Raw genomic sequence first — 25,630 nt, 5'->3', positions numbered from 1 at the left:
AGTAAATAAAATCGGAAATTGATAACAAACTTGATGCCGATTATCCAAACTAAAAGACCATGTAATAAGATACCCCTATCTTTTGTGACTGATAGTAAGGCATTACCATTCTTTGTGTGTTCCCATTTTTTTTGTTTAAAAGTGTGCTCACTTTGGGATAAATCCAATAGGCTAGCTCTGTCGAAAGAATCCCTACCCCAGCACCAGCGACAATATCTGTCATCCAGTGTTTATTATTCACCACTCTGTATACACCAGTAAAGATCGCAAATGGGTAACCAGCTAGGCTTAATAAGGTATTGCTATCCCGGTATTCTCTATACAGAAAATGGGCATTGGAAAATGCGGTAGCAGCGTGCCCAGAAGGAAAAGATTTGCGATTGGATCCATCTGGCCGCTCTTCTCCGATCCAACTTTTTGCCGGGGTTACAATTGCAGCAGCGATCAGCTGTGAGGAGGCATAAATGATAGTGCGATCTCCTAAACTGTGTCTACCTTTTACGCCGAAGAGGTTCAATCCATAGACCATTGCACCTGGTACATACTGCGTATAATCGTCCAAAGCGGTTCGCGTAAGATTATGTTCAGCTACTTCTTGTCTAATCCCTAGGTCCCACTTTTTCATGGCGGGGATTGCAAAACTAATCGCACCGGCAGCGATAAGTCCGGATGGAAGGATGAGTTTCTTAGGGCTTAATCGATAAATATCGGAGGTGACATTATTGGAATCTCTTAAGACCTCATTTCTAAGGCTATCAAGCCCAAAGGAGAGATTATAACTACTGATTGTATAAACGAAAAAAAGTACTCTCAAAATCATAGATATAGTTTATTTAATATTAAACAGGAAGGCCAAAAGCCTATGTTACGACGCTCTCCATTCCCTCTCTGCTATGAAACAAACTATAGGCAGATGCCTAGTCTGAACGACGGACAGGGAATAAAGGTGTAGACTATAGAAAAAAGGCAATAAAGCATACGCAGTTCACATGATGTGACGTACACCCTACCTTATCAAAAAGTCTACAAAAAACTAAGCTATAATAAGCTTTGGCGGCTGCCAAACTCTTGCTGTACCTTGTGAAAGAAAATCAAAATCTGAGGGAAACTGGTATTTGATCGAGAAAAATTGGATGGGAACCGCTAAATCATGAGAGTAGAACTGAACAGCAGTTATAGTAACTCCACAGCAAGAACAGCTACAAAAAGGGGTACAGGTATCTTCCAGGTCTTGGCTATGATCATGAGAAGATTCCGTTTTGGTCTGCATTGATTCATCGCATTTATTGGCCATATCAGAACATGGGACCATCAAAATCCCTGTGATAACAACCAACAGCATTACAGACAAAAACCTCATTATGAATACAAATATATAAAAATAACCGATCACAAATTGTGACCGGTTTTAAACGAGTTGAAAGCCCATTCTTCAAAAATAGATCATATTTAACCTCTTTTATCGCAATGGTTGATTTAAAAGTTTTTTTGCAGCATTTAAATCCTCATTCCATGCAGCTGATGGCACATTGCTCTTGAATTTCGCTATTACGTTATTTAACTGTAGTAAAGACTCATGATCTTTTTTATCCAATAGCTGTTTCTTCACGATTTGTGCTTTCTCATAATCCTGAATACCTTCACGCATACGCTCAAAACGGACAGAGCTGCGCGCATCGGGATACACCACAAAAGTATCTCCAGCCGGCCAGGTTCTAAACCGAGAATCTAACAATGGATTTTTAACCCAGGAGTTGTATGCCCAACGCAGGACTCCGTCGTAACCTGTAGCCAAAGCATACCAACCTAAATAGGTGGACTCGGCTGGAGCAGAAAAGGTGAACTGATTGGGAAAACTATTGGCACAGTAGATATAAAATGTCGTATTCAACCCTTTGGCCTTACGTGCAGCAATATCTGCAGAGTCTAATGGGTGCTGTACGGCACTAGATATATCTTGACTCGTCGGATAGCGCTTGAAGGTCTGTTTATTATCCGCGTAAGCGACTCCCAATCCGGGAGCAGCGCGTTCTATCAGCGAAAATGCAGCAGCCATCTCATCGCTATTACGCTCATCCAATGCAATATTGGTGATATTCAACCAACCTTTCTCCCTAAGGTGTCTTGAAAAGTCTTTTAAAAATGGCTCCCAAATCGTTATAAAAGTATCGGTTCCTGGCTTTGCTACTACATTTACAACTTCTCCGTTAGCAGCATCCTTATAGTGGATTTCATTATTCCAGGGTACAATCGAATAGCAGTTGATGGATTTTTTGATACCTAGGTCCATCATAAAAGAGACCCATTTATCAAAAATCGAATAATCATAGGTCCAGCTTGCATCTTTTTCTTTGGTCCACAGGATCATATCTGCATAAGGGTCCTGCGTCTGTACATTCCAAGGGTCTTTATTTAACGTTGCTGTGATGACCTTCTGCCCCGCACTGGCCAATAGCTCCATCTGTGGTCGGAGCGCATCAAAATGTGCCTCACTCCATAAAGGAACCTTATTCCAACGTGCCACCGCCGAAGGGTGCTGCCATTGGTCCAGATGAAATGTCCAAGAGGAAGGAGGAGGCAGCACTTGGTCGACTACATCAACATCGAGGGATAGCTCTTGTGCTGCTAAAGCTTTCCCCTGGACAATAACCTTACCTGTATATTTACCGGGCTTTGCATCCTTAGGAATATTTAATGTAATCCATACGGGACGAACCGTTTTGCCCGGTACATCCATTTGGTTGATATGATCTAATATGTCTGGAGATAAACTGGCCTGATAATCGTCCACTTTTCTTTCACCACATCCCTTACCGAACTCATCGGTCATGACATAACGTACAAAACGAGCCTTTGCATTTTCCTTGGTAATCGTCCCTCCATCTCCTGTAAAATCACTCACCGCAACGGTTACAGCATCATGATTAACATTGGACCACAATAACACTTGTGCCGACAGTACTTCCCCCCGCCAACCTGTCAATGTTTCCTGACTCTGGATATTAATATTGGGCTGTGAAGATTTGGGGAATCGCTCATCAATCGTAGCAAAGGAAATCTTAAGCCGATCATCCCCCTTATCCCAAGTCTGTATATACTCTGCTGCCTGCGGATCCGCGAGCTCTTCGAATGTGCTTACTACAGGTATTTCCTTTGGCTTGGAAGCTTGTCCACAAGAAAACAGGGAGAAACATATTGTCCCTAGGCCTATGCCCCATATTATATTTCGTCTTTTCATATGTAAATAATTATTCGTGCATTCAATTGTTGCCTCGATGGAACTCATGAATGCTTCGCATTTATTTCACGCTCCGCCAGCAGGCGGAGCGATTTGATTTTATATGCTATGCACCATCACTATGAGCAGGCTTATCTTTTAAAGCTGTATTACAGACTTTAAAACTTAATCTTAACTAGATCTGGACGCATCAATACTAACGATAATGGAAGCTGTAAAGTCCGTCCGCGCTGCTGAAATGCAATCGGCTTCCAGATTCCCAAGGCATCCATAAGCTCTACAGCCCTAGCTTTCGTTCCTTGGGCCACGTCCAGCTCCAGCTCTTCCGTAGGATCTGAACTCAGGTTGATCAAGGTTAAGATAAGGTCTTTAGTTTGCTTATCTTGGTTACAGACGCAGAACACATTAGGTTTATTTTTCACAAAGGCAGGTAGTGATGTTCCTGCAGCCCACTCAATATTCTGCCGCACAATCTCCTTCTTTTTATAATTTAATGTCGTTGAAGACTGGTTGCCCCGCAAATCGAATGCACTGATCACAATACGCCCTCCCAAACTATTCACAAAGCGAACCATGCTTGGAAGAACCGGTTTTTCATGTTCATCTAGAAAATCGGTAACGACTTCAACAGTTCCTCTGGTCTCCAGTCGATAAAAACTTCCTCCTTCTGTCCCTGCTGGTGCAAATATCCAATTGTACTGCAGATCTCCTACAATATTATGGTATTGCTCCGGATGACGAAGCCCCTCATAACAGGACTGTACGCTTTCTTTGAACGGGACAATATCGACTCCTAGGTATTGCCCATACCCCATCTTCTGCAAACTCTCTGCGGCAACTCCATCTAGGAGCAAACCTCCACTAAGAAGTGTTTTGATCTGTGCATCATCCATAGACTCGACAGCCCGTCCTGCCAATAGCTTGGCCGAACCGTCCCTACTAGTGTAAGGAATACCAAATCGTCCTAATGAGGTAATCCATGAATTGAGTCCCAACTCCGGACGAGATCCTTTATACGGTACTACAACATGTGAACTGGGCAGATGAATCATCTCACAACCAACAACTTCTGCGTTCTTAACTGCCTCTTTTATCGCCAGGATACGCGGTATCTCTCGTCTATACATCTCAGCGTACCCCTTGTCTTCCAAAGGATTATCCAGGTATTGCGTAACATAAAAAAGACTTTGGTCAAATCCATAGGAAAAGGCCGTAAGCATAAGGCTCTTTATCTTGGCCGCAGACATAAAGAATCGGGTATGTGGATAGGTGTCTGATTCGTGAAAACACTCATACTCTTTCGGAATATGCTGTATGCTGTGTAGGGCGTGAAAAATATCTCCAGGTAGCCCATGTGGTGAGTCTGAAGAGTAGCTGCTACCATACAACCGCACCGTGGGTGTTGTATTCCCAGCAAATGCTGCTGTCAATTCGTTCGTAAAATCACCATCAAAATCAGCACTCCCTGATTGACATAGAGAGATAACAGTTTCAGGAGCTACGCTATCCACCTTCTGCCGTATTTTCTTTGCCAGGTGGATAAGCGAATCTTTGCTAAGTCTGGCCCATGATCGACGTAGTCGAATACTCTCTGCATTACTTTCTTCAAAGATTTCCTTCAACTCTTCACGCGTATAACTACGCCCCTCCCGCTTAGAAAATTCTTCTAAATGTAGTGGACAGAAACAGCCAAATTTGACTGCTGGAGGTTGGTGACTTAGTTCGTAATCGTCCTCAAATTGTATCATATACGGCTTAGCGATACGGACGACAGTCGCAATATTGTCGCTAAACTCCTCATTAAATATCGGATCATAGGGACATGGACTGGTATCACTGACAGCCCCCCCAAGGTCTGTGATATATTGAAAGCGTTTGTCAAAACCAGACCGTAAAGAAGGGGCACACCACCAACCAATCTTGATATCGTGTTTTGCTAAATCTGCTATGGCATTTTTAACATGCTCGCCGATTTCTTCGTATACTTCCTTTTTAGGAAATCCTTTAAACCGCACTTCTTCCAGTGGCCCGACAAACAGAAACCGTCCTATTCCATATTGTTCTTTCATCTGAATCAACTGCCTATACATTTCGGCTTTACGATTGGGATAGAACTTAAAAGGTGCCGTAGTCTTCAGGGAGTTTGCTGCGTCTAGATGAAACTTCTCAACCTTACCTAAACCAGTTATTTCGGGCTGTACTACTGTCTTCGCAGTGGCAATTTCACTGATAAAAAGCGACCCTAAAGCGGTATTTTTTATAAAATCTCTTCTTTGCATAATATATATTCGACAGTTTTAGTAGTTAGGCGTTGGTGTTAGTTTTTTATTCCTATCCAGCGCATCCTGAGGAATAGGAAGGAGATAATTTTTGGTCTTATCAAACACGCGCTTCCCGTTAGGTGCTTCAAACACCTTATATACAGTCGTTCCAGCAACATCTTCTATCAATATACCATGTGAGTGTTGATTCAGTACAACTTCGGCCTGTTTTAACCTAATTATATCCAACCATCTTTTCTCTTCAAAGGCCAGCTCTACCCGTCGCTCTTGCTGAATAAGCTTTCTCATATCGCTTTGATTCAGTCCCGCCGGGAAATTAGGTAGATCACTACGATCACGCAACAATTTGATTGCCTCATACACCTCCGGTACTGCTCCCTTAGCTTCATTAAGCGCCTCAGCATAACTTAACAATACCTCCGCATAACGGAATATGGTATAACTGGCACTACTCAATCGGTTAGGACCTAAAACATCATACTGCGGATTTATTCCTTTTCTTAGATAATATCCGGTATTGGTCGCCTCGTTGACATTACTGACATCTGTTGCATTCTTACTACCGACTCCTTGCTTCATGATCATAATATCTCCCTTCCATTCGGACCCGTCATATACGATGGACTGGTAAAATCGCTTTTCCCGATTGGTATAAGGTTTCTGAGGATCATAACCTGAATTAGGGTCTGTAATAGGTAATCCGTTTTTCATAAAATAAGCATCGACCATCTCTTGTGTTGGATTGACCCCGCCATAGGATTTGGAGGCAGACCTGACAAAAGTGGGCCCCTGTAGCCCTTCTCTGCTAGATCCTAAAACGGTACCTCCCAAATGTCTTCTCTGGAAGATGGACTCTTTATTGTTATTATTTGCTTCAAAAAATTGCTCATTATAATCAGCGAACAAGCTGTACACTTTTAAATCCATCACTCGTTTATTCGTCTCTGCAGCAGCCTCCCATCGTTGCAGGTCATTGTTGGTATTATACAAAGGGCTGGCCCAGAATACCTGTGCCCAACCTTTTAGAGTCAATGCAGCCCCTTGTGTAGCCCGTCCTAGTTCTGCACTTTTTGGCAGGTCCTGCGCTGCGGCTTCACATTCGTCTGTTATAAACTTAAAAACCTCTTCGGCCGTATTATTGGCTTGGAAAATCGCTTCTCCCTGGGTATTCTGATTCAGCACCTTGGTCACGATAGGCACAGAACCGTGGCTAGTCCACAATATATTGTAGAAGTAAGCACGGAGAAAACGCGCTTCAGCCAATCGAAGCTTCTTCCAGTTCTCATCCAAAGAGCCTTCGCTCACGCGTTCTATAAAAAGATTGGCCTTTCGAATAGCGGCATATAATCCCCAGCGGTGCTCTGTCCCCTCCACATTCTCCGCATTATAAGCTGAAATAGCATACACAGCATGTGATCTCTGCCCATTCACCCCATTAATGGAATTGTCTGACCAATTCTCACCCGGATCGAATGTGCCGAATGGAGAAGTAATACTGCTGTAAACATTGTTCAAGAACAGGTCAGCATTGTCTTTATTGACCCAGAGGCTGGCATCAGAAACCTGGTCGGTAGGCGTGACTTCTAAAAAAGAATTACAAGAAGAGAGGCTAAATAACAATACACTCCCTGTTAATATTTTGATTAAGTTTTTACGTTTCATGTTAGGTAATATTTAGTTTAACCCTAATTTAAGACCGATAGAATAGACTTTCTGCTGCGGATAGTCGTTACCACGATCATAGGCCATCTCTGGATCTACATTTTTCGCAGTGGTCCAGGTTAAGAGATTCTGTCCGGAAAAATACAACTGTGCAGAAGACAATTTGATTCGATCAAGGAACTTGGTCGGCACATCATAAGCTACTGTAAAGTTCTTCATCCGGATATAGCTTACATCCTGCATCCAATGCGACGAAACTTGGGTATTATTAGCAGTAGGCGCAGAGGTCAACCGAGGATGTCTCGCATCTAGGTTCTCTGGTGTCCAATAATCGAAATTATCTCTATTGGCGGTCATCCCATTCCAAAATGGCCATGCGGCTTCACGGAAGAAATAATAGTTGACTTTAGAAGCCCCCTGTAGCAGAACTTGAAGACTTATTCCTTTGTAAGAAACGCTTGGAGCGATACCGTACATGATACGAGGTGTAGTCGGATCTCCTATCCCCACTTCATCATTAAAGTCTATTTTTCCATCGCCATTTACATCTCTATAACGAATATCGCCAGGCTGTACCTTACCCCAAGGCTGTGCTGCAATACCTGATTTTAAATTACCACTGCCATCAAAATCTTCAGGAAGGAAATATCCTAACGACTCATAACCAAATTGCATACCCAAAGACTTACCGGTCCGTCTTCTATTGGGATTATTAAAGGTGCTTTCGGTCTCGAAGATTTCTAGCACTTTGTTCTTAGCATAGGTTAGATTTCCGGTAAGTCCTATTCTCCAATCTTCATTTACCGGAATATTAAATGTTCCTGTAAACTCAATTCCTTTATTTTCCATAATTCCTGAGTTCACCTGACTCAGTCCGATACCATATTCAGATGGCACCAACGCGGATGGAGCGACAAGCATATTGGATCGCTTCTCATAGAAATAATCGATATCCATATCAAATAGCCCGCGGAATAAAGAGAACTCTAAGCCTACATCCGTTTTATTAGCGCGCTCCCAGGTGATATAAGGATTAGGTTCGGCGCGTTCTGAAACGATTTGTACGGCACTATTTCCCATAACATAGCCCGGTCCACTAACCGAATAGGTTCCTAAATACTGAAAAGGATTACCAGCCAACGCACCAACCTGTCCATATGACCCCCGTATTTTTAAGTTGGTCAACCAGTTCTTTGTAGACTCCATGAAAGACTCTTCTGAAATACGCCATCCAGCAGAAAATGCAGGAAAGAAGCCCCAACGTTTATCCGGTGCAAAATAATAATGGCCATCGTAGCGTCCACTGGCTTCAAGCATATACCTGCCTTGATAATCGTAAGATGCTCTATATACTAGTCCCACTTGTTTCGCCTCACTGGAAGTCCCGGAGTTTTTAAAGTCACTATTACTGGAACTACCCATAGATATTTCGTCCATCAAAAGATTGTAATTACGACGGTAGGCCCCTAAGTTGGATGCACGATTATCTTTTGCCTCGAATACCCCCAGTAGGTTGATACGATGTGCTCCGAAAGCACGATCGTACTTTAGATTGGCCTGATAGGTAAATTGCGCCAATTGCTCAACCGACTGATCCAAGAAAGGTTTCGCTTCACCGAATATTCCGTCTTTGATCACATAAGGTGTCTTGGTCACATCAATAGATGCCATATGTAGTGGTGTATTCCACACCTTATTGTTGACAATTGTTGGATCATACGCCACGAGTCCATTGAACTCTAGTCCGGGTACAGAAGGTATAGTCTGCCGTATGGCTATCTGTGAAAAAAGGGTCGTCGTATTTTTCTTACGGTACCCAGATCCGAAAATAGCCGCAGAAGCGTAAGTACCATACATACCATTACTAAAGAAGTTTGGGCCAGTACCGGCATGGCTATATTTGACTAATTCAAAAATACGCAAGGTGCCCCAGTCGGATAAATCTGATGGTGGCGCTATGGTCGAAATCACATTACCATTTACATTGACGCTAAGCTGGGTGGTTGGCGTAAGCTTAGCATCGACATTCAATGCTAGATTATAGCGTTTGGAGTTTGCCGTCTCCCACATCCCTTTTTGATACTGATAACCCAATGCACTGAAAAAACGGACATTCTCGCTACCTCCCGAAAAGTCTAAACTGTGATTTTGCAAAAAAGCATTGTTACTAACTAATCCATCCCATGGTGTACCTGTAGGATAGCGATCTGGGTCTGAACCATCTTTAAACTTCTGTAAAGCTTCATCCGAGTAAGGTTTCTTTCCTCCCTCGTTCTCCGCAGCTAGGTTCTTTAATAAGGCGTACTCATAACCGTTGACGAGATCAGGTAAGACTGTAGGGTTCTGAAATCCTAAATAGCCGTTATAATTCGTAGAAACTTTGCTTTCTTTACCTCGCTTTGTAGTCACGATAATTACCCCGTTTGCTCCAGCAACACCATAAGGGGCTACCGCAGCGGCATCTTTAAGGACAGTAAAGCTTTCGATTACATTGGGGTCTAATTTTTGAAAATTACGAGGCACACCATCCACAATCAACAATGGCTGGCTTGCTCCTGTGGTAGAAATACCGCGGATATATATATTGGAACCGTCCGAACCGGGCTCTCCGGAAGTCTGCTTGGTAATCACCCCCGCGACACGACCACCTAAATTATTACTTAGGTTTGTTGTAGGCAGGCTAGTCACTTCTTCTCCCTTCATGGTAGACACCGCAGCTGTCATCGATGTCTTTTTCTGCGTACCATAGCCGACCACGACAACTTCATCCATATCACTAACTGCCACCTCCATACGAATGGTGCTACCCTGATAACTTGCTAAAGGCAGATCGATAGGCTGATATCCCACCATACGAACAGTAAGCGTACCATTGGTGCTGCTCGTCTGAAGTGTAAACTGTCCCTCCGCATTCGTGGAGGTACTTTGATTTGTATTTTTAATTGTAACGGTCACACCCGGTAGCGGCTCCCCTTTTTCATTAACCACTGCCCCTTTAATAGTACGCTGAACTATCGGGACCTCAGTATTCTTTGTTTTATCCCCTACTGAAGTGGGCAAAGCAGTAATCATAACCGTTTTATCCTCGATAACAAAACTAAGGTTCTTACCCTTCAGCACTTCTTTCATAAACTGGTTTAAGGATAGGTTATTGGCGTGTACCGAAATCGGCCCATGTTGCTTTATATCGCTTTTTTTGTACATCACGACATAACTGCTCTCTTTCTCCAACCGTTTGAAGACCTCTTCAAGCCGAATTGAATTGGCTTTCATATTGACCATTTGTGGAAAAACTTCAGCATGGACCTGTATACAAAAGATAGCAAGAAATGCTAAAGTGATTTTTGTAACCATAATAAATCGAAATATAGTAGCGTATACAATTTCTCTGCTTTGCCTAAGCGCACGGTTAGGCAAATCCGATTTTTTTTTCATAACTTGGATTGAATTAGATTATATTTTAAATAATTGTTACCGACAATTTTAGGATAGGCTAATATCATTCGGAAAGGTGGTGGTGGTACACCTCCTTTCTTATTTTAATAGCCTAGACTGAGACTAAGGAGACGATGCCTGTGCAATTTCTTTCTTCATGTTTTAGTTTTTTATGATTAATACTCGATTATTGTTCAGTTCGCAGTGTAGTCCAAAGTTGGTTTTTAGATAATTGACAAAAGTGGACAACCGTACTCCTCGGCTCATACGTCCTCCCAACTCCACATCGGACACCCCTTTATCACACTTTATATCAATATCGTACCAACGGGCAATCTTTGCCAGATTCGCCTCAAAACTATCCCCTTCGAAATCAAAGTTTCCATTTTTCCAGGCCAGAGCCCCCGACACATCCACCTGCTTTATACTAGTCTGCTGAGTTTTACGAGAAAACGAAATCTCCTGATTAGGAATTAACCGCTTAGTTCCAGAGGAACTGGTAAATGCAATGGCTCCCTCCGCCAGTGTCGCTTTCGTCGAGACCGCATCTGAATAGTTAGATACATTAAACTTGGTGCCTAATACGGTGATTTTTTCCTGACCAAGATGTACATTAAATGGTTTTGTCTTAAGGTGTGCCACTTCAAAATACCCTTCTCCTTTTAAGAAGACTTCACGGCTTGATTTTCCTTCAAAAGGATAATAACTGAGCTCGGAGTCTGAATTGAGCCATACTCGAGTGCCATCTGAAAGAACCAAATGATACTGCCCTCCGCGAGGGATCTGAATAGTTATCTTTTGCCCTTGGGACAATACTCCTCCTTCAAGAGGAGATCCGTCATCATACCTCAATCCATCGCTACCGATGGTCAGCGCATTCTTATCAGAATCTAGATTGAGGGCTTCATCACCGATTTTTATGACTGCTTTATTGGACCCCGGCAGGATATGGTCAAGATCTGACGCTAAAGTCTGCTGAGGTGGCCCAATCTGCTCTAGCAGGTAATAACCAACTCCAAAGAAAAGGAGCAAGGCTGCCGCAATAGAACTCCAAGCCCAGGCATTCAACCTTACACGCTGTCCCTTCTTTTGTACCAGCGGGCTACTTTCCGCTTGTAAAGCATCCACTTTTCTGTTTAGCTCGTGCTGAACACGTTGCATACGCTGCTCACGAAATTCTATTTCGTCTTTTATCCTTATCGATTGAGTTTCTAGAAAATAACTTTGCACTGTATCATCATCTAAGTCGGCAACTAAATCGAGTAAATGGTGAAAATCGGCCTCTGTAATAGTGTTATTAGAAAAGGCCTGAACTAAGCTATGTATTTCGGATCTGCTATCCACGTTAAGATGTCTTAAGTCTATTTTTGATTACAATTAATGACCTATATACGAACGGAATCAAAAAACACACTAGTCAATCTTACATAGAATCAAATATTTTTAATAAGAAACACACTATCAGCGCTTTAATTTTTTCATCCGAATAAAATTTGTCCACATATAGTTTCACTTCTCTAACGGCTACCACGAGCTGATTACTGACGGTAGAAACAGAAATCCCCATGAGGTCGGCGACTTCCTTATAACTCTTGTCGTAGAGCTTGCACTGTATAAATATTTCTTTTTGTCTGGGAGGCAGGGTTTCAATAGCTTGGTCTAATATCTGTCGCTGCTCTAAATGCTCAAAATCCTCCTGCATTGCTGTCGACCGCAGACTAAGATGATACCACATGTCTTGCCTCATTTTCGCATCCCTCACTATCTTCCGGAATAGGTCTATCGCAAGATTATCGGCTATTTTAAGCAGAAATGTGGTAAAGCCACGCTCCGGGACAATCTCTTCATGTAGCACCCATAGCTTCATAAACACGTCTTGCAGGAGTTCTTCTGCTAGTTCAGGATTTTTAAGAAACTGAAGGAATCTACTGTATATAAAGGCAGAATACCGCCTATATATGTCGTTGAAAGCCTCACGATTCCCTTCTTTCAACTTTTGCAATACAGTCAATTCTTCTAAATCTGGCATGCGAGCTAATTCTGGTATATAATTTACGTGATCAAGTTAGGGTACTTTTTTTAATTTTTAAAATTTATAGGAGTACCCAGACAATTAAATGTAAAAAGAAATTATACCAGCTGGCAGAAAGAGACAATGTACTAAACCATTTTTTTAAGGTAGCTGAGCAAATCCGTCTCCGCATCAAGGTCAAATTTTTGTTTGAGGCGATAGCGTGCCATACGTACACTTTTGGGCTCTACGTGTAGCAGTTGCGCGATCTGCTTGGTCTCCATCCCCAAATACAGATAAGCACAATATTTTTGATCCATTGCGGTCAATTTTTGTTTAGCGTGCTCCCCTATATTCCTAAAAAAATTGGGATGCAGTTCTTGGATATGAAACTTCACCTTTTCAAAATCGTTATCCATCACGGATTCCTCTCTGAATAGCTGTCTAATATTCGCGGGCTCTTCTTTGATAAACTTTTCTTTGAGTTGATGCAGCACATTACTCTTGTGCTGCAACTGCAATTGACTGGCCATAATTTCGTCCTGCAACTTTTGTTGCTGCAAGGCCAAAAGCTCCTGTTCGGCTTTTAAACGAGCTTTTTCTTCTTTTTCATATTTAACCTGTAAAGCTGTCTCATTGTTTTCCGAAGCCAACTGCTTTTCTCTCGCCAAGGAATACCGCAGATTAAAATGATAGGAACGGAACATAAAGAAAGCACCTAAAAGACCGATTCCTATAAGCCCAATCAGAAGCGCTTTATGCCGCCGGTGGCTTTCTGCCTGATCAGTAAGGCGCTGTATCTCTTGCTCCTTTTTTTTGAAATCAAACTGTGCTTCCAATCTTTTGGTATTCGAGGCCGACTCTTCATTGAAAAGAAGGTTAGAATAGTGTGCAATCTCTTGTTGATAATGCAGAGCCTGCTGATAATTTCTTTTATTGATACTCACCTTGACCAGAGAATTCAACACATTGATCAATGTATAATAATATGGCTTTTTTTTCTGGACCATCATCGTATAGGCCAATAACAAGTTACTCTCTGCCCCCTGTAGATTATTTTCGTGTATATCAAGTTCACTTAATATTCCATATCCGCTGGCGAGCACACTTTCATTGCCCTCTATATTCTTTGATGCCTGCAGGGCCTCGGTTACCTCGCTCCGTATCTGTTGCCGAATCCCGGCGCGCTCGATATTGTAGTATTTGAGGTAGTAACTCGCTTTATTCACACGGAGTAACGAATAGGTATTCTGTAGAACCTGTCCTGGATACCTTTGATACAACACAATAGCTTCGTCCAACACATTCATTATTGTATCTAAGATCCCTTGCTCCTTGCGCTCTTCATACCGATAAGTATAGCATACAGCCCGAGCGCTGTAAGCGTTGGCCAAGAGATTCTTATTGCCCGAAAGTTTGGCATAGGCTATGGCCTTGTCCGCATAGGCCATGGCTTTGTCTGCTTCATTCCAGTCGACATATACCCCGTACAACAGATAATAAATGCGCGTCACAAGGGCTGCTTCTTGCTCCGGATGCTCAATCTTTGCCAACGCTTGGTGCAATAGTTTTACAGATATATCCGTATTAAATATAGTATTCTGCAACATCGCCTCAGCGTACAATGCATAAGCGAAAGACAAAGAATCGGACTGTGTCTCCGCCACGAAATAGGCCCTGTCCACGTAGGTTCTAGCCACCTCAAAGTCTTCCATATTGGTGTAGATATTGGACAATATCCAATACGCTTTCACTACCTCTAAATTATTTGACGAAATCTTGAGTGCGGTTTCTAAACTTTGTTTTGCTACTGTAACCGCTTCGGTATATTGCTCACTAGAGCGATACCAGTCCGCCATCTGCTGTTGTACCAAGATCTGCTCCTTTATATCAGTAGCCTGTCTTAAAACCTTACGTAAACTATCGATGTAGGTATTCTGCGCCTGCACAATAACAGAAAACAAAATCGCTACAGCCAAAGAAATACCTTTTCCCATACTGCAAATATAAGGAACCTCGTAGACGCTCAGCATCCTTTAGTCATTTTATGCAGCCTCACACAAACACAACAAATAGCTATAAAACAATAAGATACACTTTTTCGTAGACGCTTTGTAGTCGTTCTCATCTAGACCAATAGTCTTTCCGTAGGAGCGCTTTTCTTTGCCTTTTGAGAGAGAAGCTTCATTTTTGACCTTTATTACTAAACAACAAAAATCATGGACAACAAAACATTATCAATCGTATCGTACATCACCCTAATCGGATGGCTAATCGCTTATTTTTCTGGTAAAGAAAAGGCAAATGACTTACTTAAGTATCATCTAAAACAAGCGTTCGGTTTACTCATTGTCAGTATCATCGTCAATGTCATCCTTAGCATAGTTTTAACATTTATTCCGGCACTTTCAGCGTTGAGTTATATCGGAATCCTGTTTTTCGTACTTATGATTCTCGGGATCATCAATGCAGCAAATGAAGTGAAAAAGCCATTGCCTATAATCGGTAAAGCATTCGAAAATCAATTTTCATTTATCGGATAATAAGTAACCTCCAGGGAACTGGATGTTCAGCACAGATGATTTACATTATGAAGAAACATTTTTTATTTTATCTCTTTATTGCTTTTGTATTCCTTATGACTTCCTGTGGATTGGGCGAGAAAAGCTACCCCGAACAGGTATTTGACAAGGTGGCAGTAGCAGCCAATAAGGTTCCTAATGGCTTCAAAGTTCATTTTAGAGAAATACGGGGGCAACTCAAAGCCGGTAGCCTCGTTATAGTCACCCCAGAAAATGAAGTCAAAAAAGTCAATGCCACGGAATATGTTACCAATCACTATGTCGCTATGTTTGAGAAAGACATGCTGGCCATAAAGGAAATGAAAACGGATGAAGAGACGAAACCGATCTTTGCTGCGACGCTGGATCTATTCCAATATGTAGATAATATCTACAAAACTGATATGCTACGGATTGCCAAAATGATTGATGAGGGACAACCGAATGAAGACATCGATACAGCCATTGATGAGCTGGAGGCCAGTAAGAGCAAACTAATCGACGAGCGTTTCAATAAAGTCTATGATCTGATTATGCCCTATGCAGACAAACATGGTGTAGACTATAAAATAATGGATACACCCAATTTTTCAAAATAGATCCATATGACAAACTTCATCAAAGAGGAAAATCTATACACTTTAAAAAGACAATATGGTCTGATTGTTCCCTTATTGGGAACCTTCTTCGGACTAGCATTGGTCGGCTTTGTAAAGATTCCAGAATCATCATTTAAATGGTGGATGCTAGGAATTGGTATCTTATTGGCAATCGCCTATGCCAGAAGATCCTTGGTCATTGACATGGATAAGAGGGAAATTCAAGTGGTAATGGGACTTTTTCACCCCGTTCGAACGATTCCTTTAGAAAATCTCCAGGGATTCACTGTACATCGTTTAAAATACATGGGATTCATTACTATTAATGTCTCTTTAATTGCTAATTATTACAACGAAGAAGGTAAATCTAAAGAACTGGGACTGGCGGAGAGTTTCTTTAAGAGACCAATCCAAAGTATACTGAATGATCTGCATGAAGTAATATATGATGAGAATAAAGGAACAATTGAGGTTTGAAAATAGCCCAAAAGGCATCACATTGCAGCCCAACCGTAAACTTGCTTCTAGTATATGTTGGGCTGCGATTGCTATTGCTTTAACAGGAGCCATCCTGTTAATTTTCAGTACAGAGATTGGTATTGGCGGTAGAATCATATGCATCGCCATTATGGCGGTCTTTGCCATACAGGGATTGACCGATTTTTTGTTTAGAATCCACGTCCGCTACTTTTTTGATCTCAGAACCCAGTCTATATACCGTCAGAATCTTCTTTTGGGTAGACAGCGATTAATGAAACTGGACGAAGCAGTTATCTTTCGTAGTGCAACATGTGGTATTTGGCACTATAGCCTAGGAGAGAAGCGTAAGCAGTTTTTGAAAAATTACAAAATTAGTCCTGACTTTGGAACTGGAAACGAACAGGAAAAATACATCGCTGCATATGAAGATGAAATACTATCCCCGATAATTGCATTATTAGAAAATAGCGCTTACAATGCTATGCACAAATAGCCCTTATTATGCATAGCTTAAAAGACTAATATCTGAATAAAAAACTGAAATCACTTTCGGGTATATACGGCTAATCCGTTCTTTTTTGTTACAAACGAGTCCTGTTTTCCAACCAATAATAGATTCAATATTTTTTATACGGGTGGAAACGCTGTAATATTGTCTATCTCTTCCCAATCGTTGAATTTAGGTGCTTTTAATTTTCAACATCTGCAATCAGATGTCTGAATAATAAGCTTAATATCCTCAAAATCAAACCCACCCCAAATTATTTTTTGTATATTAGTTTGTTATGGAATTAGCAAACATTACAAAACAAAGGCTTTTGGATGCTCAGAACAAAGGATACACAGCTATCATAACGACGTACAACTCCAATCCACTGGACCCCATCTGGACCTTTGAAAAAGTAAAAAGAGAACGATTAAAACAATTTTCGGAAGAGCTCACTGATACCTTTCAGCTTTGCTACCCTATTTCTGAAGCAATCAAAACTATAGATGAGTATGCCTTCATCGGAAAAGTAAAATTATTAGATTAAGATAAGTGGGTAATGCCCACTTATTTTCTTTTTTAAGGTGCCAGGGAATAACAAAAAAACAACATAAAGATAATATCAGTTATCCCTTTTGAAATTTATTTTGATATATCTTTGTCCAAAATTCAAAGTCATGTCAGATTTTTTGACCTCAACGCTCACATTAAAAAGACTAATCTTTATTGCCTTAACAATTGTGTCCGTAAGCCTTATAATTGATTTCCTCAATGGATGGAGGTAAATCACGATATTATATAAAAAGAAAACAGGGGCCAAATATATCATGCCCCCTGCCTTTCTTTTAAACTAGAATATGAACAAATAAATTACATGCAGTAATCCTGTTTTTCAGCGTATACCTACGCGTTTGGACCTCTCCAGTTGTCAATAGCATTCTCCGCCATTGCGAGTATAGCATTTGCCGTCGCCTTGATCAGTTTGCCGATAATTCCACCACCTTGGATTTCCAAAAGCTCTTTTTCTGTTAAATTTTCCATTAGAATATAAGTTATGTATTATTAAAATGACATCTGTAATTTTCTTCCCAAGATTTTGTCGAATGGATTAGGAATACAACCTCCTGGGCTATTGATACCATAATCACCACCTTGTCCATCATTTGGGTTCCAGACACCTCCGTCCAGTTGAATTGTTTCTTCTAAATTTAATTCTGCTAAGTTTTTGTTTTCTAAATTTTTCATAACGTTTATTTTTAATGTTTATTTCTATTTTATATATCAAATATCCTTTAGTACAATGCACAAAAAAAGCATTCAACTTTTTTTATTTTTTTTTAAGCCATTGAATAGCTTGCTCCATTTCCTCCTATAAATCCTAGTGCAGGCATCCCAAGAGGCATAGACGACAAACTCCCGGCATCATATAATCTAGTATCGACATCGGATAGCGGTTGCATACTGACTTGGATAAAAATGCGATAATCAAACTCATAAAAATAAGTCTGCAAAGCACGATCGTACTGGATCGGAGCCCCCGTCTCTCGCAGATATTCTATAATCCGGGCCAACCGGGATACTGAAAGGTCTAATCTTCTAGCCAAGGATTCTGGCTTACCGGTTCTTTTTTGCGATATCAACTTATCTAATAGATTAAGTCTATCAATTTGCTTAAATAGTTGCATAGGAATATTTTGTTTTTTATAAGGTTTCTTCAATAAAAAATTTAATCATTTTTGACACGAAAAGGCAATTGTACTTGGCCTGGAGCATCTCGCTTTCAGCTTTCAGCATATTGCTCCTGGAGCTATTCAAGTCATAAATAGAGCTTTTACCGGCATCGTAACTCTTACTGGTAAATGTGAGAGCTACACGTGCACTCTCAAGCATATCCTGAGCGGCTTCATGCTGATCCCGGTATCCCCAGTAATCGAAATAGAACTTTTCGATGTCTTGCTTTATCGCTAAATACTGCTGCTTGGTCTGAATATCGTTTTGTTGCAAATACAGATTGTTTTTTGCTATTGCATTTTTTACACGTCCTTTACTAAAGATGGGGATAGACAGGCTGATGGCAACCTGTTGTGAGAAGTTATCCCGCATCTGTGGGAAGAAGCCTTTGTCCCCCGCCACCACCAGACTATTAAAGTATAAACTCCCAAGCAAAGCACTTCCTCTAACTACAGGATACAAGTCAGACTTGATAATATCATGCTCCACCTCAGCGGCAGACCGCAGTAGACTCAGCTTCTTAAGCTCCGGATGGTTAGATGCCGCCTGCTCTATTGCTTCAGGCAAAGTGTAGGTCAGCTGAACCGCAGATGCCCCATCCTTTTCTTCGATAATATCAAAGCTACTATAATCATCCAGCTGCATCAGCTGTACCATTGCCAACTTAGCGCGGTCTACATCCAATTTGGCTTGCTTCAACTTTTGTCGCTCTCTCGCAAGGCTAGCCTGAGCTTCGTACTGTACGGTCAATGCCGTCGTACCCGCCTCTGTAGTCTTGACAGCCTTTTCATACTGCAGGTTTGCATAAAATACAGCACTATCTATAGATCGGGCTATTTCCTTACTCAGCTGGATTGCCAGATAATATTCGATCGCTTTAATGGCAATGTTCCGTTTGAACATTGCAATCTCTTCTTCACTGACACTAACCAAAAGAGTAGATTTCTTAATCTGATTCGTCATTTTACCATGGTTGTATATCGTAACATTCGCATCTATTCCCACTTCGCTATTGAGATTGTCATTCCTACGCGTATTCCCAAACACATCTTGCCCCTGCCCAAACTTCGAGAACAGGTTTGTAAAACCTTTGACTTCCAATAGCCTTTCATTCTTCGCGATGCGCAACTCCACATGCTTCACGTCATTATTGACCTTACTATTCTGAATTTCAAGATTATTCTCTTGCGCAAAATCAATACATTTTTGGAGGCCCCATTTTTCTTGTGCCTGTATCCTAAGGCTAAAAAAATGGCCAAACAAAATAATCATCGTAAGTATTATTCGTCTCATCTTACACCTCCAATGCTAAAGTTTGCTTATCCCACATGCCACGATAGATCCCGTCTAATGCGATCAATGCCTCATGATTTCCCTGTTCGACTACCTGTCCGGCTTTCAATACCAAAATATTGTCGGCATGTGCAATCGTGCTCAATCTATGGGCGATCACCACCATTGTCTTACCAGCATCTTTAAAATCTTGTAGTGTTTTCTGGATAATCTGTTCGGATTCAGTATCCAATGCCGAAGTAGCCTCGTCGAGGATAAGTATTTCTGGATCTTTGTACAAGGCACGTGCAATCGCAATACGCTGCTTTTGCCCTCCTGAAAGCATGGCACCGTTCTCTCCAAGATAGGTCTGGAAGCCGTTGGGCAGTTTCTCAATGAAAGGTAAAATTCCAAGACGCTCCGTTATCTCTAATATCCGCTGTACATTAGGAAAATCTTCTCCCAGCGCAATATTATCAATCACATTACCCGAGAAGAGATCAATCTGCTGTGGGACGACAGAAACTATTTGGCGGAGCGAATGATTGGAAATATAGTTAAGATCATATTGGCCGATTGTAATCTTACCTTTTTTCAATGGATAAAGATTCTGCATCAATCCAGCTATAGTTGTTTTCCCGGATCCGCTCTCCCCCACTATCGCTGTAGTCTCTCCTTTTCTAAACACGCAACTGAACCCCGTGAATACATCTACTCGCGAACCGTAACTAAATGCCACATCACTGAAGGCAACATGTCCAACGTGAGCCGGTGTAAGGTCTAACTTGTCTGTAGATTCTTCTCGTTCCAAGTCCATAATCTCAAAAAGACGATCTGAGGCAATCATTGCATTCTGAATAGTCTTATTCATACCAATCAACTGCGTAACAGGTCCTGTAAAATAACCGACCAATGCATAAAAAGAAAGGAGCTCGCCAGGAGTGATAATACGTTCGACTACATACTTAGATCCTACCCAAAGCAGGATAATCGTGAATATACGGGAGAGAAACTCTGCAGAATTTGTCGAAAAAAGGCTGTTCATAACGGACTTATAAACCGTTCTTAGCAAAGTACTGAAACGGTTATCAGTCTTGTTGTTGGCAAATGTTTCCACTCCAAACTGCTTGATGGTCCTGACTGCATTTAAGGATTCTACCAGATGGGACTCCAATTCGGCACCATCCTCCATCAGCTTTCGCTCCACTTTCTTATTCAATCTATTCGTAAGCCAATAAACAGCACAGTACAGTGGAATCACCAGCGCTAGTATCAAGGCCAATTTCCAGTAATAGCTGAACATCAATGCGAATGAAAAAATAACAATAAACACATTGACTACAATCTGTATGGATACATCATTGATAAAAGCCCTGATTTTGACCGCATCATTTACCCTAGAGATAATCTCCCCTACTTTCATGGTATCAAAAAAACGTTGCGGGAGAGTCAGGATATGCTTATAGTATCCCAAAATGAGGTATTTGTCTATACGTTGTCCTGTTTCTAATACCATAATGCTCTTCATAGCTGCAATGAAAATCTGAAACAAGAGAATCAACACCATAGCGATGGACAGAAGATTCAATAGTCTTGTGTTTCCATCAATGAGCACATAATCCGTTATTTTCTCAATGTACAACGACGTAGACAACCCTAATACCGTATATACCACAGCTCCGATCAATGCCTGAATAGCGACTGTTTTATGGGGCTTCACTAAATTCCAGAACCTACCATAGACACTGACTTTTTCATTGCGTTGCTCGAAGTACTCATTCGGTTCTAAAAGAATCAAAACACCGGTCCAAATCTTTTGAAAATCAGCCATACTATATTTTTCGATCTTGCCATATGCAGGATCCATGACCTGTACCTGATTCTTATCTATTTTATAAATGACAACGAAGTGGTGCAACTGTTCCATGACCACCACATGAGCAATAGCAGGTAACGGAACTTGAACTAAGGCATCTATATTCCCTTTAACTCCCTTGGCATTGAATCCCATATCATTCAGCCCTTGAGTCATTCCTAAAATATTGGTCCCCCGGGTATCAGTGTGACATAACTGTCTGATCTTGGCTATAGGGAGATTGAGCCCATAATATGCCGCAACCGAGGAAAGGCAGGCTGCGCCACAATCCTTGATATCCTGCTGTTTTACTAATGTTCCTTTTTTCATATGTAAATGATTACTTCGTGAGCTCGCAAGCTCGGTTTGTCTTTTAAAGACCATTTTGCTCCATGATCCCTCAACTGACGGATCGCAGTGGCTTTTAATCGTTTTTAACCGTTCCGAATTACCTTGTATTCTTATTTTTTTGACATGGCAATCCCATTAGAATAATACCTTATTCTTTACGATTAGCCTATTTCAATATGTTACGCCTAAATTAGATTTGGATTGAACCAGTCATCAACCCGATCAAACAACAGCTGCCATAGTGTTCGATCCAATAAATAAAATCGAGCAGTGTATGTACTTCCTTTCTGGATCTCCCCTTTATACCCATTCTTTAACTCGAGATGATTTTTTTCCATAGAGCATCTGACCTTAAAAAAGCTCTGCCCTCCCTCTGTGGCCATGATATTCTGATCAATATCCTCAACCTTACCGTCGATCATTCCCCATTGGTTGTAATTGTAGGTATCAATCTGAAAACGGACCTTTTGTCCCTTCTTTATTAATCCGATATCACTGGGAGACACCATACATTCGGCGACAAGGTCGTTATCCACAGAGATTTCAACAATCGGTTGCCCTTGTATTAAGAAATTACCCTCATTGACCCCCGATAGGTTGACCAATCGACCAGCTATTGGTGCACGGATAACATAATTCTCTCCTTCAATTTCTATTTGCGAAATATCATTGGTTACTGTAGTCAATTGACGCTGTATATCTCTTTTTTGAGCCTGCCACTGAGCCATTTGCTGCTCTTCTAGAGCTTTGACTTTACTTTTGATATTCTTGAAACTAAAGTAGGTTTTATCATACTCGGCCTGCGGGACGACCCCCTGTTCAAACAACACTTTTGCACGCGCAAGTTCCTTTTGAGCCAATTCCAGTTGCGCCCTCAGTTCTTCTGTTTTTTCCTGTAGCGTGCTTACTTCCTTCTGATACTGTCCTGTCAACAGATTGGAGAAATCACCTCTTACCAATTTGGACAAATCGTGCAGCTGCGCATTGTAATCACTACTCAACCCTACCTGAAGGTGTTTCTTAGACTCAAGGTGCTGAGATGTCACGACTAACAGTGTATCCCCCGCTGCAACCAATTGGTTATTGAACTTGAGATTAGATTTGATAATCTTTCCACTAACGACCGAGGCCAGCTTTGTATTTTCCGATACGGGCCGGACAATTCCTCTTGAAGAAGTTGAGATAGGAATTTTAACAAGGGGCATAATTGCTATCACGCAGACAAGCATAACTAGTATGGAAATATAGATCGTGTTTCTTTTCATTTTTTATGTTCTTTAAGTCAGGTTTTATACCCCTTTCCCTATTTCATCTTTTAGTTCAAGGCAGGTATACATTTACCCTATACCTCCTTTGATGCCCTAAAAGTAAAAGCAGTTTTGAGCAAATAAATAATTCGTTTATGATTCGCTCCTGTGGCTTTACAATCCGTATTCTGACTGATTTAAGAACAAGTGTTACAGCAAAAAAAAACCAAATAGCAACGTATACCTGTAATAAGCAACGAGATACCGTCAAAAATAAATTACAAAAAAACAACATTTAAACACTTGTTTAAATTAAACAAGTGTTTAAATTTGCATCGCTTTTTTTAAAAAATAACAGCACCGCTCTTATTCTATTTGATAATTCAAGTGTATATAAATGGGTTTTAACGAAAAACAAACAGACATTCTCCTTGCAGCAGAAAAACTTTTTACTACCCAAGGATTCGACAGTACCTCTGTTCGTGATATTGCGACCGAGGCGAATGTCAACGTCGCCATGATCAACTATTATTTTGGTTCCAAAGATGGTCTTTTAGACAGTTTTTTTGAATGGCGGATTCCTGATTTTATGATTGATACCGAAGAACTCTCTCTCATGGAATGTTCTTTAGAAAAAATCGATAAAATGATTGAAAAATACATTAAGGCGATGAATTCTCATCGGGAAATCTACCGTTTCATTGCTATTGAGAGTTCTTTAAAAAGGCGTATGCTGCTATCAGAACCCTTTAGTAAACTGAAGATTCATAATCTGAACACAATCTCAACTATCATCAATGAAGGTATTGCCAAAGGGGTATTCTCCGCTAACAACAACCCGACCTTGATACACTCGATGATGATGGGGACATTTATGAACTTCCAGATGAATCAGGTTTTCCTACAGGAACAGCTCGGTATTGAAAGCGACGATGACTATGGCATCTATATCGAAACAACATTAACTCATTTTATACAAACAACAATTAAAGCTTTATTGACATATGAAATATCCATGTAGCATAGACTGCTCAAAAACGAATGAACACAGTTTGGATATTCCATATGATAACTGGAAATCAAATTATATACATATGAAAACTAAGTTGGTCAATCTAGGAGTTTTACTCTTACTCGGTCCTCTAGGATTATCTGCTCAGCACCAACAACATTTGACTCTGGATGAAGTAATCCACATGGCTGCTACGCAGAGCAGCGAAGCAAAATTTTCCGATACAAAGGTGCTGGGACGACAGCTTGAAGTAGAACAGGCAAAATCAAAACAACTCCCAGATGCACAGGTAAATGGACAGTACATGTTCATGACTACTCCAAATTTAGATTTAAAACTGGCGCTGGGCGCTGGAGGAAAGCCCGCAGATATTGCAGCGAATCAGCTCTGGATAGGCCAAGCCTCAGTCCGTATGCCTATCTATACCGGAGGACAGATAAAAGGCGGAATCGATATCGCCAAAGATGCGCGGCAAGCAGAAGAATGGAATGCGGTTGTGACCAAAGAGAAACTCGCTTCGCACGCTATAAACATCTACCTAAACCTGTATAAGGCCCAGCAGACGAACCTCCTGGTAACGGAAAATATCAAACAGTCAGAACAGCGTGTTTCTGACTTCAAGGCGATGCTGGATAATGGACTGATAGCCCGAAACGACCTATTAAAAGCGGAGTTGCAGCTATCGAACTATCAAGTATCCCTTCAAGAGGCACAAAAGAATATCAAGATATTAAATTATCAACTTGCGAACCTTTTAAAAATCGACGAAGAGACCGCATTGGATCAGATTGATCTAACAGAAATCAAAGGTATCACTCCCCTGCAGCAGGCATCCTATACCGAGGCCAGTGTCAATAGATCAGATATCAAATCTCTCGAATCCCAACACCGAATAACTGAAGACCAATTAAAAGTCGCAAAGTCTTCCAATCTACCCAAAGTATTTGCTTCTGCGGGGTATAATGCATTTGGATTGCACAATATTGTCACCGTAACCAATGCTGCATCGCTGGGGATGGGAATCTCCTATGACATTGGATCGCTGTATAAAAGCAAACGAGAAATAAATGTCGCCAAAAACCGAATTAAGGAGATGGATGACCATCTCGAGATGTTAAAGGATAAAGTCAAAATCGAGGTACAACAGGCAAATGAAAATTACACATTGGCACAGAAGCAAAATCTAGTCTATCGACAAGCTGTAGAACAGGCCTCTGAAAACTACAGAATCACTAAAGACAAATATGAGAATGGTATTGCGGATACGGACGACCTGTTGACTGCTGATGTACAACAGCTACAAAGCAAAATTAATCTAGCGATTAGCCAAGCCAATACAATTGAAAAATACTATGACCTTATGTTATCAAACGGGGCATTAAACATTAAATAGCAATGCAGCAAGAC

22 protein-coding genes are annotated in these 25,630 nt (G+C 41.1%); 7 read left to right on the top strand and 15 right to left on the bottom strand.

The genetic code is table 11. The features are described from left to right. Positions 1-49 precede the first annotated feature (49 nt). The 9 genes from CLV99_RS21665 to CLV99_RS21630 form a co-directional block, all read right to left on the bottom strand. Positions 50-820 carry a phosphatase PAP2 family protein gene (locus CLV99_RS21665; protein ID WP_133586609.1) on the bottom strand — a complete coding sequence of 257 codons (771 nt, stop codon included), beginning with the start codon at positions 818-820 and terminating at the stop codon, positions 50-52. Between the two features lie 213 nt (positions 821-1,033). Next, a complete protein-coding gene (locus CLV99_RS23570) occupies positions 1,034-1,360 on the bottom strand; it encodes a DUF6660 family protein (protein WP_394347258.1) in 327 nt (108 codons plus the stop codon). 99 nt (positions 1,361-1,459) lie between these two features. Further along, positions 1,460-3,238 (bottom strand): DUF4091 domain-containing protein, encoded by a 1,779-nt coding sequence (locus tag CLV99_RS21660; protein ID WP_133586608.1) that lies wholly within the window; start codon positions 3,236-3,238, stop codon positions 1,460-1,462. A 158-nt stretch (positions 3,239-3,396) separates the two neighbouring features. After that, the gene (locus CLV99_RS21655; protein ID WP_133586607.1) at positions 3,397-5,517 is read right to left on the bottom strand and encodes a hypothetical protein; all 2,121 of its coding nucleotides are present in this window, start codon (positions 5,515-5,517) and stop codon (positions 3,397-3,399) included. A gap of 18 nt (positions 5,518-5,535) precedes the next feature. Beyond that, the gene (locus CLV99_RS21650; protein ID WP_133586606.1) at positions 5,536-7,182 is read right to left on the bottom strand and encodes a RagB/SusD family nutrient uptake outer membrane protein; all 1,647 of its coding nucleotides are present in this window, start codon (positions 7,180-7,182) and stop codon (positions 5,536-5,538) included. A gap of 12 nt (positions 7,183-7,194) precedes the next feature. Continuing rightward, positions 7,195-10,617 carry a TonB-dependent receptor gene (locus CLV99_RS21645; protein WP_133586605.1) on the bottom strand — a complete coding sequence of 1,141 codons (3,423 nt, stop codon included), beginning with the start codon at positions 10,615-10,617 and terminating at the stop codon, positions 7,195-7,197. Positions 10,618-10,779: 162 nt separating this feature from the next. Then, positions 10,780-11,961, bottom strand: a complete 1,182-nt coding sequence (locus CLV99_RS21640) for a FecR family protein (RefSeq protein ID WP_133586604.1) — start codon at positions 11,959-11,961, stop codon at positions 10,780-10,782. A 79-nt stretch (positions 11,962-12,040) separates the two neighbouring features. Beyond that, positions 12,041-12,646, bottom strand: coding sequence for an RNA polymerase sigma factor (locus CLV99_RS21635; RefSeq protein ID WP_133586603.1), 606 nt, complete (start codon positions 12,644-12,646; stop codon positions 12,041-12,043). A gap of 131 nt (positions 12,647-12,777) precedes the next feature. After that, positions 12,778-14,625: a hypothetical protein gene (locus CLV99_RS21630; RefSeq protein ID WP_246032830.1), complete on the bottom strand. Its 1,848-nt coding sequence runs from the start codon at positions 14,623-14,625 to the stop codon at positions 12,778-12,780. A 222-nt stretch (positions 14,626-14,847) separates the two neighbouring features. Here CLV99_RS21630 and CLV99_RS21625 point away from each other — a divergent pair, with 222 nt between their 5' ends. The 5 genes from CLV99_RS21625 to CLV99_RS21605 all read left to right on the top strand — a co-directional run bounded on the left by CLV99_RS21625 (position 14,848) and on the right by CLV99_RS21605 (position 17,302). Then, positions 14,848-15,171 carry a DUF4870 domain-containing protein gene (locus CLV99_RS21625; protein ID WP_133586602.1) on the top strand — a complete coding sequence of 108 codons (324 nt, stop codon included), beginning with the start codon at positions 14,848-14,850 and terminating at the stop codon, positions 15,169-15,171. Positions 15,172-15,218: 47 nt separating this feature from the next. Next, positions 15,219-15,788 carry a hypothetical protein gene (locus CLV99_RS21620; protein WP_246032829.1) on the top strand — a complete coding sequence of 190 codons (570 nt, stop codon included), beginning with the start codon at positions 15,219-15,221 and terminating at the stop codon, positions 15,786-15,788. A gap of 6 nt (positions 15,789-15,794) precedes the next feature. Further along, entirely contained in the window at positions 15,795-16,265 is a 471-nt protein-coding gene (locus CLV99_RS21615) for a hypothetical protein (protein WP_133586601.1), read from the top strand. Continuing rightward, entirely contained in the window at positions 16,234-16,761 is a 528-nt protein-coding gene (locus tag CLV99_RS21610) for a hypothetical protein (protein ID WP_246032828.1), read from the top strand. The genes CLV99_RS21615 and CLV99_RS21610 overlap by 32 nt, the downstream gene beginning before the upstream one ends. Positions 16,762-17,053: 292 nt before the next feature. Next, on the top strand, positions 17,054-17,302 hold the full coding sequence (locus tag CLV99_RS21605) for a hypothetical protein (protein ID WP_133586600.1): 249 nt from the start codon (positions 17,054-17,056) through the stop codon (positions 17,300-17,302). Positions 17,303-17,658: 356 nt separating this feature from the next. Here CLV99_RS21605 and CLV99_RS23270 read toward each other — a convergent pair whose 3' ends face one another. The 6 genes from CLV99_RS23270 to CLV99_RS21580 form a co-directional block, all read right to left on the bottom strand. Beyond that, a complete protein-coding gene (locus CLV99_RS23270; protein ID WP_162850183.1) occupies positions 17,659-17,796 on the bottom strand; it encodes a hypothetical protein in 138 nt (45 codons plus the stop codon). A 21-nt stretch (positions 17,797-17,817) separates the two neighbouring features. After that, positions 17,818-18,000: a hypothetical protein gene (locus tag CLV99_RS21600; RefSeq protein WP_133586599.1), complete on the bottom strand. Its 183-nt coding sequence runs from the start codon at positions 17,998-18,000 to the stop codon at positions 17,818-17,820. A 92-nt stretch (positions 18,001-18,092) separates the two neighbouring features. Then, positions 18,093-18,440 carry a hypothetical protein gene (locus tag CLV99_RS21595; protein WP_133586598.1) on the bottom strand — a complete coding sequence of 116 codons (348 nt, stop codon included), beginning with the start codon at positions 18,438-18,440 and terminating at the stop codon, positions 18,093-18,095. 16 nt (positions 18,441-18,456) lie between these two features. Next, the gene (locus CLV99_RS21590; RefSeq protein WP_133586597.1) at positions 18,457-19,779 is read right to left on the bottom strand and encodes a TolC family protein; all 1,323 of its coding nucleotides are present in this window, start codon (positions 19,777-19,779) and stop codon (positions 18,457-18,459) included. Position 19,780: 1 nt separating this feature from the next. Then, positions 19,781-21,943, bottom strand: a complete 2,163-nt coding sequence (locus CLV99_RS21585; RefSeq protein WP_133586596.1) for a peptidase domain-containing ABC transporter — start codon at positions 21,941-21,943, stop codon at positions 19,781-19,783. A 206-nt stretch (positions 21,944-22,149) separates the two neighbouring features. Further along, positions 22,150-23,229: an HlyD family secretion protein gene (locus CLV99_RS21580; protein WP_133586595.1), complete on the bottom strand. Its 1,080-nt coding sequence runs from the start codon at positions 23,227-23,229 to the stop codon at positions 22,150-22,152. 379 nt (positions 23,230-23,608) lie between these two features. Here CLV99_RS21580 and CLV99_RS21575 point away from each other — a divergent pair, with 379 nt between their 5' ends. After that, the gene (locus tag CLV99_RS21575) at positions 23,609-24,232 is read left to right on the top strand and encodes a TetR family transcriptional regulator (RefSeq protein ID WP_133586594.1); all 624 of its coding nucleotides are present in this window, start codon (positions 23,609-23,611) and stop codon (positions 24,230-24,232) included. 73 nt (positions 24,233-24,305) lie between these two features. After that, positions 24,306-25,616, top strand: a complete 1,311-nt coding sequence (locus CLV99_RS21570) for a TolC family protein (RefSeq protein ID WP_133586593.1) — start codon at positions 24,306-24,308, stop codon at positions 25,614-25,616. Positions 25,617-25,630: the final 14 nt, after the last annotated feature.

The organism is Sphingobacterium yanglingense (genome assembly GCF_004363245.1).
Lineage (GTDB): Bacteria > Bacteroidota > Bacteroidia > Sphingobacteriales > Sphingobacteriaceae > Sphingobacterium > Sphingobacterium yanglingense.
This window is presented reverse-complemented; position numbering and strand designations above follow the sequence as displayed.

Coding starts and splice junctions, on each gene's coding strand:
- CLV99_RS21665 (WP_133586609.1), bottom strand. CDS start 820: ATGATTTTGAGAGTACTTTTTTTCGTTTATACAATCAGTAGTTATAAT.
- CLV99_RS23570 (WP_394347258.1), bottom strand. CDS start 1,360: ATGAGGTTTTTGTCTGTAATGCTGTTGGTTGTTATCACAGGGATTTTG.
- CLV99_RS21660 (WP_133586608.1), bottom strand. CDS start 3,238: ATGAAAAGACGAAATATAATATGGGGCATAGGCCTAGGGACAATATGT.
- CLV99_RS21655 (WP_133586607.1), bottom strand. CDS start 5,517: ATGCAAAGAAGAGATTTTATAAAAAATACCGCTTTAGGGTCGCTTTTT.
- CLV99_RS21650 (WP_133586606.1), bottom strand. CDS start 7,182: ATGAAACGTAAAAACTTAATCAAAATATTAACAGGGAGTGTATTGTTA.
- CLV99_RS21645 (WP_133586605.1), bottom strand. CDS start 10,617: ATGAAAAAAAAATCGGATTTGCCTAACCGTGCGCTTAGGCAAAGCAGA.
- CLV99_RS21635 (WP_133586603.1), bottom strand. CDS start 12,646: ATGCCAGATTTAGAAGAATTGACTGTATTGCAAAAGTTGAAAGAAGGG.
- CLV99_RS21630 (WP_246032830.1), bottom strand. CDS start 14,625: ATGGGAAAAGGTATTTCTTTGGCTGTAGCGATTTTGTTTTCTGTTATT.
- CLV99_RS21625 (WP_133586602.1), top strand. CDS start 14,848: ATGGACAACAAAACATTATCAATCGTATCGTACATCACCCTAATCGGA.
- CLV99_RS21620 (WP_246032829.1), top strand. CDS start 15,219: ATGAAGAAACATTTTTTATTTTATCTCTTTATTGCTTTTGTATTCCTT.
- CLV99_RS21615 (WP_133586601.1), top strand. CDS start 15,795: ATGACAAACTTCATCAAAGAGGAAAATCTATACACTTTAAAAAGACAA.
- CLV99_RS21610 (WP_246032828.1), top strand. CDS start 16,234: ATGATGAGAATAAAGGAACAATTGAGGTTTGAAAATAGCCCAAAAGGC.
- CLV99_RS21605 (WP_133586600.1), top strand. CDS start 17,054: ATGGAATTAGCAAACATTACAAAACAAAGGCTTTTGGATGCTCAGAAC.
- CLV99_RS23270 (WP_162850183.1), bottom strand. CDS start 17,796: ATGGAAAATTTAACAGAAAAAGAGCTTTTGGAAATCCAAGGTGGTGGA.
- CLV99_RS21600 (WP_133586599.1), bottom strand. CDS start 18,000: ATGAAAAATTTAGAAAACAAAAACTTAGCAGAATTAAATTTAGAAGAA.
- CLV99_RS21595 (WP_133586598.1), bottom strand. CDS start 18,440: ATGCAACTATTTAAGCAAATTGATAGACTTAATCTATTAGATAAGTTG.
- CLV99_RS21590 (WP_133586597.1), bottom strand. CDS start 19,779: ATGAGACGAATAATACTTACGATGATTATTTTGTTTGGCCATTTTTTT.
- CLV99_RS21585 (WP_133586596.1), bottom strand. CDS start 21,943: ATGAAAAAAGGAACATTAGTAAAACAGCAGGATATCAAGGATTGTGGC.
- CLV99_RS21580 (WP_133586595.1), bottom strand. CDS start 23,229: ATGAAAAGAAACACGATCTATATTTCCATACTAGTTATGCTTGTCTGC.
- CLV99_RS21575 (WP_133586594.1), top strand. CDS start 23,609: ATGGGTTTTAACGAAAAACAAACAGACATTCTCCTTGCAGCAGAAAAA.
- CLV99_RS21570 (WP_133586593.1), top strand. CDS start 24,306: ATGAAAACTAAGTTGGTCAATCTAGGAGTTTTACTCTTACTCGGTCCT.